The 14946-nt window shown below is 69.6% G+C and carries 14 protein-coding genes; 6 read left to right on the top strand and 8 right to left on the bottom strand.

Features of this window, described 5'->3' with window-relative positions; all coding sequences use genetic code 11:
• From ACIO52_RS30285 to ACIO52_RS30275, 3 genes are all read left to right on the top strand, one after another.
• A partial coding sequence (locus tag ACIO52_RS30285) for a diiron oxygenase (protein WP_402648684.1) occupies positions 1–514 on the top strand: 514 nt, incomplete at its 5' end.
• A 76-nt stretch (positions 515–590) separates the two neighbouring features.
• Positions 591–1940 carry a lipase family protein gene (locus ACIO52_RS30280; protein ID WP_402648681.1) on the top strand — a complete coding sequence of 450 codons (1350 nt, stop codon included), beginning with the start codon at positions 591–593 and terminating at the stop codon, positions 1938–1940.
• 58 nt (positions 1941–1998) lie between these two features.
• Entirely contained in the window at positions 1999–3042 is a 1044-nt protein-coding gene (locus ACIO52_RS30275) for an alpha/beta fold hydrolase (RefSeq protein ID WP_342801771.1), read from the top strand.
• A gap of 73 nt (positions 3043–3115) precedes the next feature.
• On the opposite strand, the gene fadD5 is transcribed toward ACIO52_RS30275, so the two are convergent.
• The 3 genes from fadD5 to ACIO52_RS30260 are packed head-to-tail and all read right to left on the bottom strand — an operon-like array spanning position 3116 to position 6500.
• The gene (fadD5, locus tag ACIO52_RS30270) at positions 3116–4690 is read right to left on the bottom strand and encodes a fatty-acid--CoA ligase FadD5 (protein WP_316574597.1); all 1575 of its coding nucleotides are present in this window, start codon (positions 4688–4690) and stop codon (positions 3116–3118) included.
• A 20-nt stretch (positions 4691–4710) separates the two neighbouring features.
• A complete protein-coding gene (locus ACIO52_RS30265) occupies positions 4711–5517 on the bottom strand; it encodes an enoyl-CoA hydratase-related protein (protein ID WP_316574598.1) in 807 nt (268 codons plus the stop codon).
• A complete protein-coding gene (locus ACIO52_RS30260; RefSeq protein WP_218716378.1) occupies positions 5514–6500 on the bottom strand; it encodes a nitronate monooxygenase family protein in 987 nt (328 codons plus the stop codon). Before ACIO52_RS30260 ends, ACIO52_RS30265 begins: the two co-directional genes overlap by 4 nt.
• A 221-nt stretch (positions 6501–6721) precedes the next feature.
• Between ACIO52_RS30260 and ACIO52_RS30255 the strand changes: the two genes are divergently transcribed.
• Positions 6722–8230: an aldehyde dehydrogenase family protein gene (locus ACIO52_RS30255; RefSeq protein WP_255586821.1), complete on the top strand. Its 1509-nt coding sequence runs from the start codon at positions 6722–6724 to the stop codon at positions 8228–8230.
• A gap of 38 nt (positions 8231–8268) precedes the next feature.
• The gene (locus ACIO52_RS30250) at positions 8269–9414 is read left to right on the top strand and encodes an acyl-CoA dehydrogenase family protein (RefSeq protein WP_402648676.1); all 1146 of its coding nucleotides are present in this window, start codon (positions 8269–8271) and stop codon (positions 9412–9414) included.
• A gap of 51 nt (positions 9415–9465) precedes the next feature.
• Here ACIO52_RS30250 and ACIO52_RS30245 read toward each other — a convergent pair whose 3' ends face one another.
• The 4 genes from ACIO52_RS30245 to ACIO52_RS30230 all read right to left on the bottom strand — a co-directional run bounded on the left by ACIO52_RS30245 (position 9466) and on the right by ACIO52_RS30230 (position 13392).
• The gene (locus ACIO52_RS30245; protein ID WP_218716376.1) at positions 9466–10722 is read right to left on the bottom strand and encodes a TetR/AcrR family transcriptional regulator; all 1257 of its coding nucleotides are present in this window, start codon (positions 10720–10722) and stop codon (positions 9466–9468) included.
• Between the two features lie 58 nt (positions 10723–10780).
• Positions 10781–11242, bottom strand: a complete 462-nt coding sequence (locus ACIO52_RS30240) for a low temperature requirement protein A (protein ID WP_402648700.1) — start codon at positions 11240–11242, stop codon at positions 10781–10783.
• Between the two features lie 61 nt (positions 11243–11303).
• Positions 11304–12455: a hypothetical protein gene (locus tag ACIO52_RS30235; protein ID WP_402648673.1), complete on the bottom strand. Its 1152-nt coding sequence runs from the start codon at positions 12453–12455 to the stop codon at positions 11304–11306.
• Between the two features lie 10 nt (positions 12456–12465).
• Complete coding sequence (locus tag ACIO52_RS30230) at positions 12466–13392, bottom strand: metal-dependent hydrolase (RefSeq protein WP_218716373.1); 927 nt, start codon at positions 13390–13392, stop codon at positions 12466–12468.
• Between the two features lie 134 nt (positions 13393–13526).
• Between ACIO52_RS30230 and ACIO52_RS30225 the strand changes: the two genes are divergently transcribed.
• Positions 13527–14147, top strand: coding sequence for a TetR/AcrR family transcriptional regulator (locus ACIO52_RS30225; protein WP_218716372.1), 621 nt, complete (start codon positions 13527–13529; stop codon positions 14145–14147).
• On the opposite strand, the gene ACIO52_RS30220 is transcribed toward ACIO52_RS30225, so the two are convergent.
• Positions 14131–14946: an SDR family oxidoreductase gene (locus ACIO52_RS30220; RefSeq protein ID WP_402648670.1), complete on the bottom strand. Its 816-nt coding sequence runs from the start codon at positions 14944–14946 to the stop codon at positions 14131–14133. The genes ACIO52_RS30225 and ACIO52_RS30220 overlap by 17 nt on opposite strands.

Below are 14946 nucleotides of genomic sequence, written 5' to 3'. Positions count from 1 at the left end.
CTGGCCCGCGGTGAAGTACTTCCCCGAGCTGTTCTTCACCATGATCCTCGGCGGCGAGGAACCGATCGATCACCTGCAGAAGTCGCTGCTGCGCGGTGGCGTGGACATGCACCCGATGGTCCACCGGGTGATGCAGATCCACGTGGCCGAGGAAGCCAGGCATATCTCGTTCGCGCACGAGTACCTGCGCAAGAACGTGCCGTCGATGAATCCGCTCACGAAAACCGTACTGTCGGTGGCCTTCCCGATCGCCATGCGGGTGATGCTGTCGATGATCGCGACGCCGCCGAAGGAATTCGTGGACAAGTTCGGTATCCCGGACGAGGTGATGCGCGAGGCGTACTGGGGCAGCCCGGAGTCACAGGCCACCAAGCGTGACGTCTTCGGTGACGTGCGTGCGCTGGCGGTCGGCACCGGCCTGATGAACCCGGTCGCCAAGCTCACCTGGCGTCTGCTCGGCATCGACGGCGCGGCCTCTCGCTATCGCAGCGAGCCCGCCCGCCGGGCCGCCTGAACCACGACGATCCGCTCCGACGGGCCGGTCTTCGATAGCCGGCCCGTCATCCGAACCCTTTCTCTGGAGTACTCCGTTGACTGCCGACCCCACCCGATCGCGCGCCGAGACCTGGTCGGCCCCCGCCTGGGCCGTCCTGCCCGACAACGACCCGTTCTATCAGCCACGGGCCGGATTCGAGCAGCACGCCGAGGGCACGATCCTGCGGTCGCGACCGATCGAGCTCGCCGCCTTCGGCCTGATCCCGCTGAAGGTGACCGCGTGGCAGTTGCTGTACCGCACCACCGACCTGAACGGACGGCCCGAAGCCGCGGTGACAACCGTGATCGCACCGGTCGGCGGACCCGGACCGGCGACGCCGCTGCTGTCGTTCCAGTGCGCGATCGACGCGGTGTCCTCGCGCGGCTTCCCGTCCTACGCGCTGCAGCGCGGCTCGCGCGCGATCGGCACGTTCGCCCACGTCGAACTCCTGTGTTTCGCCGACGCGCTGAGCCGGGGCTGGGCCGTCTCCATCCCTGATCACGAAGGCATGCTCGGTGCCTGGGGCGCCCCGCGCGAGCCCGGCTACCGGGCCCTCGACGGCGCCCGCGCCGCGCTGTCCTTCGCACCGCTGGGCCTGGATCCGCGGGCGCAGGTGGGTCTGTGGGGGTACTCCGGCGGTGGCCTGGCGACCGCGTGGGCGGCGGAGATGGCGCCCACCTACGCGCCGGAGCTCGACATCGTCGGCGCGGTCCTCGGCTCTCCGGTGGGGGATCTGCTCTCGACCTTCCATCGGCTCAACGGCAGCCTGCACGCCGGCCTGCCGACCCTGGTGGTGTCCGCGCTGCGCCGGGTGTATCCGGCCTTCGACGCCGTCCTCGGCGAGCATGTCAGCGAAGCGGGTCACGCCGTGCTCGAACGGGCGGCCCGCTCGACCACCGGTGGGTCGGTGCTGCGTCTGGCGCGCTATCACGTCGACCGGCACACGACCATGCCGATCGCCGAGCTGCTCGCGCTCGAGGAACTGGTGGCGGTGTTCGCCGATGCCGAACTCGGCACCAGGGCGCCGTCGGCGCCGCTGCTCGTCGTCCAGGCGGTGCACGACCAGATCATCGCGGCCACCGATATCGACGCCCTGGTCGACCGCTATCGCGCCCACGGCGCGCACGTCACCTACCTGCGCGACCGGCTCAGCGAGCACATCACGCTGCTGGCGTTGTCGACCCCGCTGAGCCTGAACTGGCTGGCCGACCGGTTCGCCGGCGCGCCTGCGACACCGTCGCAGACGCGCACGGTGTGGAGTGTGCTCGGGCTGCCCGCGGGCAGGCACGGCCTGGCCGGGTTCGTCCGGGCCGCCGCGCAGGTGCTGTTCGGACGGCGGCTCTCCGGCCCGGCGACCGGGCCCGCCGCCGGTACGCGGGCAGGCGCGGACCGCCACGCGGCGTGACGACTCGACAGGTGAGCACCGCCCGGCGGCGGTAGCGGGTGAAGTGAGGGGTTCTGTGGTGCTGGGGATCGTGGCCGACGCGCGCCGGGCGGTGCGCAATGTGTGGTCGGTGTCGTTCGGTGACGGGCTCGAATCGGCGCGGCCCGCGCCGTCGAGCACGGTGTACTCCGGTGCGCACCGGCAGTTGCGGCGCTTCGACCGCGCGACACCGGGCACCGGGAACCCGGTCCTGCTGGTGCCGCCGCTGGCGGTGACGCCCGCCTGCTTCGATCTGCGTCCGGGCCAGAGTCTGGTGCGCTTCCTGCTGGCGCAGGGCAGGCAACCGTATGTCCTCGACTACGGCCGATTCGGTTACGCCGACCGCGATCTCGGGCTCGAGGACTGGACGCACGACATCCTGCCCGAGGCGATCCTGCGGGTCGCGCACGAGCACGACGGGCCGGTCGACGTCATCGGCTGGTCGCTGGGCGGTGCGATGGCACTGCTCGCTGCGGCCGCCCACCCCGACCTGCCGATCGCCTCGATCACCGGCCTGGCCACGCCGATAGACCAAGCACGCACCCCGATGCTGGTGCCCCTGCGGTGGGCCGCCCGGGTCACCGGCGGCCGCGAGATGGCTGTGGCCACCCGGCTGATGGGCGGGATTCCCGAGGAATTCGTGCAGCTCGGCTTCCGCTTGCAGGCCATCGACCGGGAGCTAGCCCGGCCGATGTTCCTGCTCCGCAACGCCCTCGACACCGAGGCGCTGGCCAGGATGGAAGCCACGGACCGTTTCATGTCGAGCATGCCCGGCTATCCGGGCCGCTCGTACTGGCAGATCTATCGCAGCCTGGTGCTGCGCAACGAACTGGCCGACGGATCGATCCGGCTGCGCTCCGACCTGGTGATCGAGCTGGCCAAGGTCACCTGCCGGGTGCTGCTGGTCGGCAGTCGCGCCGACCTGGTCGTGCCCGCCCGCGCGGTGCGGCGCGGGCTGGACATCCTGCCGAACGCCGCCGAGACCCACTTCGTGGAAGTCCCCGGCGGACACCTCGGCCTGCTCGCCGGTCCGGCCGCGGCCGAGACCACCTGGCCGGCGATCGAGGAATTCCTCGGGCGCTGACCGCGGCCCACGCTGCCGAAAGGGTCCCGGCGGACTGGTGTTCCGAGTCTGCCGGGACCGGTGATCGATGTGCTCAGTTGCTGGTGACGGGCGCCGAACCGTGCAGCTTGCGCAGTTCGTGCTTGACCACCTTGCCGCCGGCATTGCGCGGCAGCATGTCCACCACGACGAGGTCCTTCGGGTGCTTGTAGCGGGCCAGGTGGGCGTTGAGGTGCTCCTCGAGATCGGCGAGGCCGATCGCCTCGGCGTCCTCGACGGCGACGATCGCCACCGGTACCTCGCCCCACTTGTCGTCGACGCGGCCGATCACCGCGGCCTCGCGGATCCGAGGATGGCTGAACAGCACGTTCTCGACCTCGGCGCAGTAGATGTTCTCGCCGCCGGAGATGATCATGTCCTTCTTGCGGTCGACGACGTAGACGAATCCCTCCTCGTCCTGGCGGACCAGATCGCCGGAGTGGAACCAGCCGCCGGCGAACGCGTCTGCGGTGGCGCGCGGGTTGTTCCAGTACTCGCGCATCAGGGTCGGCCCGCGATAGACGATCTCGCCGATCTCGCCGGGCGCGACGTCGTTCATCTCGTCGTCCACGATCCGGGTGGCGATCGTCGGGATCGGCTTGCCGACCGACCCGAGCTTGCGGATCGCGTCCTCGCCGTCGAGCACGCAGGTGATCGGCGACATCTCGGTCTGGCCGAAGACCGCCACATTCAGCGCGTCGGGGAAGGTCTCGGCCATGGCGCGCAGCACCGTGTCCGAGGCGGGGGCCGCGCCCCAGCTGATCACACGCAGGCGCAGATCACGCTGTGGCACCGAGGGATCGGCGCAGACGATCTGCCACTGCGCCGGGACCAGGAACACCGAGGTGGCGCGCTCGCGCTCCCAGGCGTCGAGGACCTCGGTGGCGTCGAAGGCCTTGAGCGGATGGATCACCGTCAGCGAGCCGAGCACGAAACAGGAAGCGATCGAACCCAATCCGGCGATGTGGAACAGCGGCGACGCGCAGAAGGCGATGTCGTCGCTGCTGTAGCGCATGGCGCGGATACAGGTGAGCGCCTGGGCGTTCATGTTGAGGTGGGTCAGCACCGCGCCCTTGGGGTTTCCGGTGGTGCCGGAGGTGTACATGATCAGGGCGGCGGTGTCCTCGGGCACGTCGAGCGGCTCGTGCGGTTCGCCCTCCTCGGCGAGCAGGTCGTCGTAGCCGAGCATGCCCTCACAGGTGCCGACGCCGACCACGATGCGGGTGTCGAGCCCGCCGGTCTGCGCGGCGACCGCGGTGACCAGCGGGGCGAACATCGCTTCGGTGATGATCGTCGAGGCGCCGCTGTCGGTGACCAGGTAGGCGATCTCGGGCGGGGTGAGCCGGAAGTTCACCGGGACCGCGATGGCGCCGAGGGTGTTGATCGCGAACACCGATTCGATGTACTCGGTGTTGTTGAGCATCAGGATCAGCACCCGATCGCCCGCCCCGACACCGCGCCGGGCCAGGGCGTCGGCGAGCTTGTGCACCCGCTCGTGCAGCTCGCGCCAGGTGGTGGTCTCGCCGAGGTAGCGCAGCGCGGGCGCGTCCGGGATGGTGGTGGCGTGGATCGCGATCTGGTTCATCCAGTGATTGCGTCGCGAGCGCATCGGTTCTGCGGCAATGGACATCGTCGTCTCCTCGAAGGGAACTAGGCCGGGTCGGCGATCGGGCGGGGAGCGCCGGCGAAAATCGGGGCGCGGCGGGTCAGCATCGCGGTCATCCCCTCCAGGAAGTCGGCGGAGGTGAGCAGTTCGGTCTGGCCGTCCTTCTCCCGCGCGAGCGCGCCGTCGAGCTCGGCCAGGGTCGCGGCGTTGATCGCGGCCTTGGTCAGCTCGAGTGCCCGGCGGGGACCGGTCGCGAGTTTCGCGGCGGCGGTGTCGACGTGCTCGGTGAGGTCCGCGGCGGGCACGGACCGGGTGATCAGGCCTGCCGCGGCGGCCTCGGTCGCGGGCAGGCGCGCGCCGAGCAGCGCCATCTCCGCGGCCCGCGCGCGTCCCATCGCCGCGGCCACCATCGCCGTCGCGCCACCGTCGGGCATCAGGCCGATGGAGGTGAACGGCAGCAGCAGGTAGGTGTCGTCGGCGGCGTAGATGAGATCGGCGGCCAGCGCGATCGAGGCGCCCACCCCGGCAGCGGGCCCGTTGACCTGCGCGATCACCGGCAGGGGCGAGTCGACGATCGCCCGGATGACGCTGTTGGCGGTGTCCATCACCAGTTCCGGCGTCGCCTCGTTGCCGCCGGCGGCGGCCGCCGCGGCGAGGTCGGCGCCGGTGCAGAACGCCTTGCCCGCGCCGGTCAGCACGATCACCCGGGTGGTGGGCTCGGCGGCGGCCGCGGTGATCGCCTCGGACAGTTCGGCCATGGTCGCGAGGTCGATCGCGTTCATCCTGGCCTGACGATCGATCGTGATGCGCAGGACACCGTGCTCGGAGTCGACGTGCAGGCTCTCGCTCATCGGGCGACCGCCTCGACGATCGTGCCCGACAGCCGGCCCGCGATGAGGTCCTCGGCCTCGCGCACGATGCGCGCGACCAGTTCGGCACAGGTCGGGATGTCGTGGATCAAGCCCTGACACTGACCGACGCTCCAGATGCCTGCGTCGACGTCCCCGTCCTCGTAGACCTTGCGGCCACGCGCGCCCGCGACCAGCTCGCGCACATCGGCGAATGTGCCACCGGCGCGCTCGATCTCGACGACCTGGCGGCTGACGGCGTTGTCGGCGACCCGGGCGGTGTTGTTCATGGTCCGGAAGATCAGCTTGGTGTCGAGCTCGGTGTTGGCCACGATCTGCTCCTTGACCGTGTGCGCGATCGGCGACTCCACCGTGCACAGGAACCGGGTGCCCATGTTCACGCCGTCGGCGCCCAGCGCCATCGCCGCGACCAGGCCGCGCGCGTCGGCGATGCCGCCCGAGGCGATCATCGGGATCTCGAGTTCGCGGGCGGCGGCGGGGATCAGCACCAGGCCGGGGGTGTCGTTCTCCCCGGGGTGACCGGCGCATTCGAAGCCGTCGATGCTCACCCCGTCGACGCCGACCTGCTGGGCCTTGAGCGCGTGCTTGACGCTGGTGCACTTGTGCAGCACCTTGATCCCGGCGTCCTTGAGGAAGGGCAGATGGGTGGCCGGATTGCCGCCCGCGATCTCCACGATGGGCACACCGCCGTCGATGATCGCCTGCCGGTACTCCTCGTACGGCGGCGGCGTGATCGACGGCAGGATCGTCAGATTCACCCCGAACGGCTTGTCGGTGAGGTCCCGGGTGCGGGCGATCTCCTCGCGCAGTGCCTGCGGCGTGGGCTGGGTCAGCCCGGTGACGATGCCCAGGCCGCCCGCGTTCGACACGGCCGCGGCGAGCTCGGCCCGGCCGACCCACATCATTCCGCCCTGCACGATCGGGTGCTCGACACCGAAAGCCTCGGTGAATCGGGTGCGCAGCATCGCGCCCTCCCTCTGGATTCGACGTTCCCGTCGGTCGCAGTCCGCTGGGAATGCTTTGCAACCGACGAGAACCATGATTAACTTAACGAGAATTGTGATTAACTTAACGGCGGTCGGCGCGACCTGTCAACAGTCCGCGCCGCCCCATTGGATCCCAGGAGTGTCCTGCTCGGCCGTCCGGCCGCGGGATGACCACCGAATTGGCTGAAGGATGGTCGAGGATGACCGAAACCCCCACTACCGCCCCTGTTTCTGCGACAATGATCGCCACCGCCAACCCGGCCACCGGCGCGCCGGTCGGCAGCTGGCCGGTCGACGACGACGCCGCGGTCGGCGCCGCGGTCGCGCGTGCCCGCGTGGCGGCGCAGACCTGGCGTGAACTCGGGTTCACGGAGCGGAAGCGGGCCTTACAACGGTGGGCAGCCCACCTCGTCGTCCACGTCGACGAGTTCAGCGCGCTGATCAGCGCCGAGAACGGCAAGACCGTCGACGACGCCTATCTCGAGGTGGTCACCGCCGTCGAGCACCTGAACTGGGCCGCGGTGAACGCCCGCAAGATCCTGGGGCCGAAGAAGGTGTGGCCCGGGATGATGATGGCCAACCACGAGGCCGTGATCGAGCAGCGACCGCACGGCGTGGTCGGCGTGATCGGGCCGTGGAACTATCCGGTGTACACGCCCAACGGCTCGATCGCCTACGCCCTGGCCGCGGGCAACACCGTCGTCTTCAAGCCCAGTGAGCTGACCACCGGCGTCGGCCACTGGTACGCCGACGCGTTCGCCGCGGCGAATCCCGAACTGCCCGAGGGCATTCTGAGCGTGGTGTCCGGTGCCGGAGAAACCGGCCGCGCGCTGGTCGAATCCGGCGTCGACATGATCGCGTTCACCGGGTCGACCGCGACGGGCAAGCGGATCATGGCGGCCGCCGCCGCGCGCCTCACCCCGGTCGTGCTGGAATGCGGCGGCAAGGACGCCGCGATCGTCGCCGAGGACGCCGACATCGCCGCCGCGGCCGACGCGATCGCGTGGTCGGCGATGGCCAATTCCGGGCAGACCTGTGTGGGCACCGAGCGCTGCTATGTCGTCGCCTCCGTGCTCGACGAGTTCCTGGCCGAGCTCACCAAGCGGGTCAGCGACCTGCGGCCCGGAACCGGCCCGGATGCCTCCTACGGTCCGATGACCCTGCCGAGCCAGGTCGACGTGATCACCAAGCATGTCGAGGACGCGCTGGCCAGGGGCGGTACCGCCGTCGTGGGCGGGCCCGCATCGATCGAGGCGCCGTTCGTCGGCCCGATCGTGCTGCTCGACGTGCCGGAGGATTCGGTCGCGGTCCGGGAGGAAACCTTCGGGCCCACCCTCACCGTGCGCTCGGTGCGCAATGTCGAGGAGGCCATCGAGCTGGCCAACGCCTCCGAATACGGGCTCGCCTCGTCGGTGTTCTCGCGCAAGCGCGGCATGGAGATCGCCCGGCAGCTGCGCGCGGGCGCGACCTCGGTGAACAGCCCGGCCGCCTACGCGGCGATCCCGGCGCTGCCGTTCGGCGGCGTCGGCGAGTCCGGGATCGGCCGTATCCACGGCGCCGCCGGCCTGCTCGGGTTCACCCGGCCGCACTCGATCGCGCGGCAGCGCTTCGTGATTCCCGGCATGGCGTTGCTCTCCTTCGCCCGCACCGAGTCGACGCTGTCGACGGTGCGCAAGCTCACCGCTCGCCGCTTCGGTCGAGCCAAGTAGACCCATCCATCGATCGGTACGGAAAGAAGAGGGACAGTATGGGCGTCGAATTCAGCCCGGAACAGAAGGATTTCGCCGCGGCAGTGGCCGCGTTCGCCAAGCGCGAGGCGGGGACGCGGGAGCAGCGTGACGCGCTGACCGATCACGACAAGGAACAGCACAATCCCGGCGTGTACGCGAAGATGGCCGAGCTCGGCTGGCTGGGTTTGACGGTGCCCGAGGAGTACGGCGGCTCGGACGCGTCGATGGTCGACATGTGCATCCTGCTCGAGGAATCGCTGCGCGGCATGCTCCCGATCGGCGCCATCGGCCCGACGCTGATCACCGGCGGCGCCTACGCCAAGTTCGGTACCGAGTCGCAGAAGGACACCGTGCTGCGCGGCATCGTGCGCGGTGCCTCCCAGTCGATCTCGATGTCGGAGCCCGAGGCGGGTTCGGATGTGGGCAACCTGTCGACCAAGGCGGTCAAGACCGCCGACGGCTGGCTGATCAACGGCCAGAAGACCTGGTGTTCCAACGCGCACATCTCCGAGAACATCCTGCTGGTGGCGCGCACCTCGAAGGAGGGCGGCAAGCACGAGGGCATGACGATGTTCCACGTGCCCGTCGACACCCCCGGTCTGCAGATCACGCCGATCGAGCTGATGGGCAATCAGAAGGAGACCAACGACCTGTACTTCACCGACTGCGTGCTGCCCGAAGACGCGGTGGTCGGTGAGGAGGGCAACGGCTGGCGTCAGCTGATGACCGGGCTCAACTTCGAGCGGCTCATCCTCGCCGCCATGAGCCTGGGCGCGGCCGAGCGGGCGTTCGAGGACACGATCGCCTTCGTCACCCAGCGCAAGCAGTTCGGCAGGCCGGTCGGTTCGTTCCAGTCGCTGCGGCACCGCCTCGCCGATCTGGCCACCGAGATCGAATGCACCAAGCTGCTGATCTACAGCGTGGCCAAGGAAGCCGACGCCAACCCGACCAAGGTGCTGGCCCGGGAGGCCTCGATGGCCAAGCTCAAGGCCACCGAGGTGAGCAAGCGGGTGGCGCTGGAGGGCATGCAGATGATGGGCGGCTACGGCTACGCCCGCGAATTCGACATGGAGAAGCACGTCCGCGGCGCGCTCGTGTCGACCATTTTCGGTGGTACCAGCGAGATCCAGCGCGACATCATCGGTCGTACCCTGGGTCTGTAGCGGTCCACCGACCCCTCGCCGCCGCTCCCTCTCGCAGGCGGCGGCGAGGGGTCAGGCGTGGCCGAACAGGGTGGTGCGGTGCAGGGTGGTGACGCGGTTCTGGGGGGCGATGCCGTCGTCGCCGAAGGCGCGGCCCAGGTCGACGACCAGGGCGAAGCCGGCGTGTACCAGGATGCGGGCCTCGGCGTCGGAGAGCTCGGGGCGGACCTGGACCAGGAGTTTGGTCCACTCGGCGATGACGAGCTGCTGGATGTGCTGCAGGGTCACCCGGTCCTCGGCGGCGACATTGCCGAACTCGGCGTAGTACACGTAGGTCAGCGCCCGCTCGGCGAAGGAGCCCTCGACGTACAGGTCGATCAGGCCAGACAGCGCGTCGGCGGGGGTGGCCGACGCGGCGACCATCGGGCCGATCGCGCCCGAGACGATGTCGGCCGCGCGGCGGAACGCCGCGGCGAGCAGGTCGCTCTTGCTGCGGTAGTAGCGATACACGGCCGAGGCGGTGGCCAGGTCGGCGGCGGTGGCGATGTCTTCCACGCTGACGTTCTGATAGCCACGCTCGTGGAACAGTTCGACCGACTTCGCCAGCAGCACCTCGTGCATGAACGGCGATCCGGGCTCCGGCTCGGCCGGGAGCGCCGTGGGCTCCGGTGTGGGCAGCTCGACGTCGATCAGCGCCCGGCAGGTCGCGGCCAGCAGGGGCGTGAGCAGCCGGGTCGGCAGGGTCGCGTGGTGATCGCCGATGCTGCTGACCACACTGAACACCGCCACCGAACGGACCGCGACATCGTCGCGGGCGAGCCCGGGGCGCACCTCGCGCACGATGCCTCCGAGCAGGCGCACGGCCTCGGCGAACTTGCCGTCGAGCGCCTGGCGGTCGTCGTCGTCGAGGTAGCGGCGTTCCCAGCGGACCAGCGCCGTGGTCGACCGGTTGGCGACGGTCTTGGCGATGACGGCGTCGATGACGTGATCGAGGCGTTCTCGCGGTGTCCACGCGTCCGCGTCCTCGGGCAAGGTCACCGCCTGCACGGTCACCTCGGCCAGGCGGAACAGCTCCTCGCGGAAGAGCGCGTACTTGCTGCGATAGTGCCGATACAGCGCCGCCGAACTGATCCCGAGCCGACCGGCGATGTCTTCCATACTCACACCGTGATACCCGTGCGCGCCGAACGCGGTGGCCGCTTCCGCCGCGATCTGGGCGCGCCGGTTCTTCGGCCGCCGCCGTACCACCCGTTCCGGCGCAGCCGTCTGCGTACCGGCTTCGGGCGCATTCGTTTCGGCCCGATGGTCGGTGTGGTCGGTGACGCTCATGGATCGATCGTACGGAGCCGCGCGTGTCGCCCGGACCCGTGGTCGCCACACCGCGTGTCTATCCGGTGCTTGCGCCGGTGGTATCGCGCGACAACTGAACGGCGAGGGCACCGAGGATGAGCACCAGCGCCAGGACGACGAGCCAGGCGGGCAGCCAGTAGGCGGCGATCGCGGCGAGGCAGAGCACGACCGCGCCCAGGACGCGGGGAATCCAGCCGGTGCCGGTTTCGCGACGGAAATAGAAGGCCTGCGACAGCAGATAGAGGGCGGGACCGACCAGGACGAGCACCCCCGCGAGCTGCGCGTCGGCCACGTGGGCGTCGGCCAGCAGGGTCTCGGCGCCCGCCGCGAACACGACCAGACCGGCGACCACGCCGTAGATCGCGCTCAGCCCGAGATGCACGGCCGCGATCGGGTCGGCGCTGCTGGTCAGATGGTCGACCACCTGCTGCTCGGCGCGGGCGAAGTACATCTGCCACAGGCAGACCAGCGCGAGGAAGAAGCCGAGGGCGAGGGTGATGCTGATGCCGAAGGGCCCGTGCGCGGTGGCGACATCGCGAACGGGCCCTTCGTCGGGGGTGCTAGCTGGTCACCGGGGTGTTCTCGACCGCCGGTGCGGGCGTCTCGGCGGGAACGCGGGGCAGCGTGAACGTCGCCACGACCGACAGGACGGCGACGACGAAGCAGGCCAGGGTGTACCAGAGGTTGCCGATGGGGTCGCCGTTGGTGGTCTGCCCGTCGACCGCGTCGAAGAACGCGGGCAATGCGGCGATCCAGAGACCGGCCAGCACGACCAGATACACGATGGCGTAGCGCTGGACGAAGGGGTTGGTATAGCGCGGTTCCGTCGCGCCGCCGCGGCGCAGCTCGCGCCAGCGCCGGACCAGCACGACCGCCGCCACCACCGAGAGCGCGATCAGCTCCAGCGCGTAGACCACACCGCGCACCGTGGTGCTCCCCGCGCCGAGCACCGTCGCGGGCAGCGGCAGCAGGAAGGTGCCGACCGAGGCCAGCAGGCCGATCACGACGGTGCGCCAGACCAACTCGACACCGCTGAAATCGCGGCCCTGGTCGACCTGACGTCCGACGAAGTACTGCACGCAGAACGCCAGCGACATCGGCCACAGCGCCGCGAACACCACGACACTGCCCACCGGAACCGAGTCGAACATCGGCTGATTGAGGGGATTGTCGACCGACCACTCCCACCACCGCAACTGCGGTCCGAGGTGGTCGAAGATCTCGTAGAACGCGTGGTGCACGAAACCCACACAGGTCGCGCCGACGAGGACGCCGTAGCGGCGGAAGACACCGAGCATCCGGACGATCCCGAAGGCCAGCGTGGCCATCAGCGGATAGATCGCGACGATGTAGATCGGCAGCCTGCCCCACAGGAAGTCGACGGTGAACACGTTGTGCGCGAACATCGTGTCGACGTGCTCCTCGATGCCGAACGCGGCGGGGAAGTACAGCGGCGGCTCGATCACGAACAGGTAGGCGGTGGCGCCGAACCACAGCACCAGATCGGTGGGATCGCCGTGGCGGCGCAGACGCACGATCGCGTAGACGAGCGCGAGCACCGCGCCGAGCACGATGGTGAGTTCGAGGACGGGCAGGGTCCAGTTCTCGAGGGCGAACGGATTGCGGAACTCGACGAGTCCGCCGGCCTCCTCGCAGGAGAAACCCAGCTGGGTCGCGAGATCGGCGAAGGTGGGGGAGCAGTGCTCGGCCATCGGGGTGCTCCTAGGAACTCACGGAATCGGCGGTGTACCAGCGGGTGACGTCGTAGCCCTCGTCGTAGCGGCGGAACCACTCGTCGGCGAGCGCGGGCAGATTCTCGTGCGCGGGATTGTGCCGCGGCATCTGGCTGCGGATGATGCCGCCCAGGGCGACGAGCTGCTCACCCAAGCCGAGATCGTCGAACGCGCGCGGCATGGTGCCGTTGTCGGCGGGGCGCAGCCCGGGCAGCAGCCGCCGCAGGGTCTGCCCGCGCCGGTAGTTGGCGAACATCGACAGCGCGTCGACCTGCCGATCCGCCAGGGGCACATGCTCGTTGAACCCCTCGCAGGCCACCCGGATCACCTGCAGGACGTGCCGGAAGATCGAGGGCGCCACCCGCATCCGGTACAGCTCGCTGTTCACCACGGAGTTGAAGATGATCAGCGCCGAACTACGGTGCTCGACCTCTTCGACGAAGTGCCAGATGAACAGGGAGGCCACCCGGTCGTCGCCGGGGGCGAACAGGGTGGCGTCGTTGTCGAGCATCAGCTTGAACACCGGCGTGAAAGTGGCCTCGAGATCGGCGGTGTAGGCCAACCGGTACTTGACCGGGGTGCTCGCGGTGAGCTTGTCGAACTCGGCGATCACCGCGTCGAGGGTCTGCTGCAGGCCGGGGTAGCGCCGGATGAGTGCCTTGACGTGCTGGCGGTGGGCGGTCGAGTGCTGACCCTCCTGGCGCATGAACGCGTCGGCCTCCTCGGCCACCTCGGGGTCGGTGATCTGCGGCTTCGCCTGCGTGATCAGCTGCACGATCATCTTCTCGAAGCCGATCGCCAGGAACGACACGGCGTTGGCCATCGAGGAGAAGGCCGGGTTCTGCGGGTTCCACAGGAACGGCACATCGTAATCGGCGAAGGCGAAGTCCATTTTGCGGACGTGGAGTTCGGTCACGGTGGAGTACCTCGTTGTCTCGGGCGTGCGCGAGCCGCTCGGATGGATTGAGGTAATCATACGAATAGGCCGTCGTGTGTATGATCACTTTCGCGGAATTCGCGCTGACCTGGGGTTGTGCTAGCGTCCACCCGGTGGCGCGCAGACGTGGATGGGGTGGCAGTCCACCGGTGGACGATGCGGAGGCGTCGGCGCGGATCATCGCCGCGGCCGTGGATCTCATCGGCCGGACCGGCGCGGAGATCAGCATCGCCGACGTCGCGGAATCGCTCGGGGTCATCCGCCAGACCGTCTACCGGTATTTCCCCAGCGCCGACGCGCTGATGACGGCCGCGGCCATCGCCTCGGTCGACGGCTTCCTCGACCGGCTGACCGCGCACGTCACCGGGCTCGGCGATCCGGCCGACGCGATGATCGAGGCCGTCGTCTACACCCTCACCGAGGTCCGCCGGACCCCGCACCTGGGCATCTTGCTGTCGAGCTCGTACTCGAACCTGCACGCCGACAGCCTCACCTCCGACGAGGCACAGGCCTTCGGCATGACGATGATCCGGCGCTTCGATGTCGACTGGCCCGCCTACGGATACGACGAACCGGCCCTGCGCGACCTCGTCGAGTACGCGCTGCGCACGATGCAGTCGTTCTTCCTCTCACCGGGCGATCCGCCACGCACCGACGACGAGCTGCGGCGCTACCTGCGCCGGTGGATGGGCACCGCGATCAGCGCCCAGACGGCGTTCACGCCGGGCCGCTGAGATCGGCCAGGGCCGTGTCGACGTCGGGCCCGGTCAGCGCGTGCCGGACGCTGCGCAGGACCAGCCGGCGCGGGCGCGGGCAATCCGCGGGCCCGGTATCGACGTCGGTGGGCACGATGCGCGCCGGGGCGCCGAGCCGGTCGCGCACCCGGGTCAGTAGTTCGTAGCGGCTCACCGTCTCCGGGCCCGCGAGATGGACCACGCCGGTCTCGTCGAGGAGCTGTTCGAGCAACGGCGCCAGACTGGGCAGATACAGCGGCGTGCCGACGATGTCGGTGCGCGCCGGGATCGAGGGCGCGGCGAAGCGGGCGAGGAATTTGTCCGAGCGAGGGCTGCGGCCGTAGACCAGCGGCAGCCGCACGACCAGGTGCCCGGCGCGGGCGAGCACCCGCTGTTCGGCACCGGCCTTGGTGCAGCCGTAGACATTGATCGGGGTGCGCAGCGCCGTTTCGTCGTAGGTGTCGCGGGTGCCGTCGAAGACGTTGTCGGTCGACAGGTACACCAGTTTGGCGCCCGCGTCGTCGACCGCGTCCAGCAGCGCCGCCATCGGCGCCACATTGGCCGCGTAGGCGGCGTCCGGATCACGTTGGGCGGTGGCCAGATCCACGATGCCCGCAGTGTGGATCACCACGTCGACGCGGTCCGCGACGAGCGCGCGGACCGCCGCGGCGTCGGCCAGATCCAGGGGTATGAGCCCGGCTCCGCGCCGGCTGGTCCCGACGACCTCGTGCCGTGCGCCGAGTTGCGCGTGCAGCGCGCCGCCGACGAAGCCCGAGGCGCCGAGGATCAGGATCCGCAT

Origin of the sequence: Nocardia sp. NPDC087230 (assembly GCF_044744725.1) — a bacterium.
Lineage (GTDB): Bacteria > Actinomycetota > Actinomycetes > Mycobacteriales > Mycobacteriaceae > Nocardia > Nocardia canadensis.
This window is presented reverse-complemented; position numbering and strand designations above follow the sequence as displayed.

Excerpts from the sequence above, each read along its gene's own strand:
- ACIO52_RS30245 (WP_218716376.1), bottom strand. The coding sequence starts at position 10,722 with ATGAGCGTCACCGACCACACCGACCATCGGGCCGAAACGAATGCGCCC.
- fadD5 (WP_316574597.1), bottom strand. The coding sequence starts at position 4,690 with ATGTCCATTGCCGCAGAACCGATGCGCTCGCGACGCAATCACTGGATG.
- ACIO52_RS30235 (WP_402648673.1), bottom strand. The coding sequence starts at position 12,455 with ATGGCCGAGCACTGCTCCCCCACCTTCGCCGATCTCGCGACCCAGCTG.
- ACIO52_RS30260 (WP_218716378.1), bottom strand. The coding sequence starts at position 6,500 with ATGCTGCGCACCCGATTCACCGAGGCTTTCGGTGTCGAGCACCCGATC.
- ACIO52_RS30255 (WP_255586821.1), top strand. The coding sequence starts at position 6,722 with ATGACCGAAACCCCCACTACCGCCCCTGTTTCTGCGACAATGATCGCC.
- ACIO52_RS30265 (WP_316574598.1), bottom strand. The coding sequence starts at position 5,517 with ATGAGCGAGAGCCTGCACGTCGACTCCGAGCACGGTGTCCTGCGCATC.
- ACIO52_RS30220 (WP_402648670.1), bottom strand. The coding sequence starts at position 14,946 with ATGCGGATCCTGATCCTCGGCGCCTCGGGCTTCGTCGGCGGCGCGCTG.
- ACIO52_RS30250 (WP_402648676.1), top strand. The coding sequence starts at position 8,269 with ATGGGCGTCGAATTCAGCCCGGAACAGAAGGATTTCGCCGCGGCAGTG.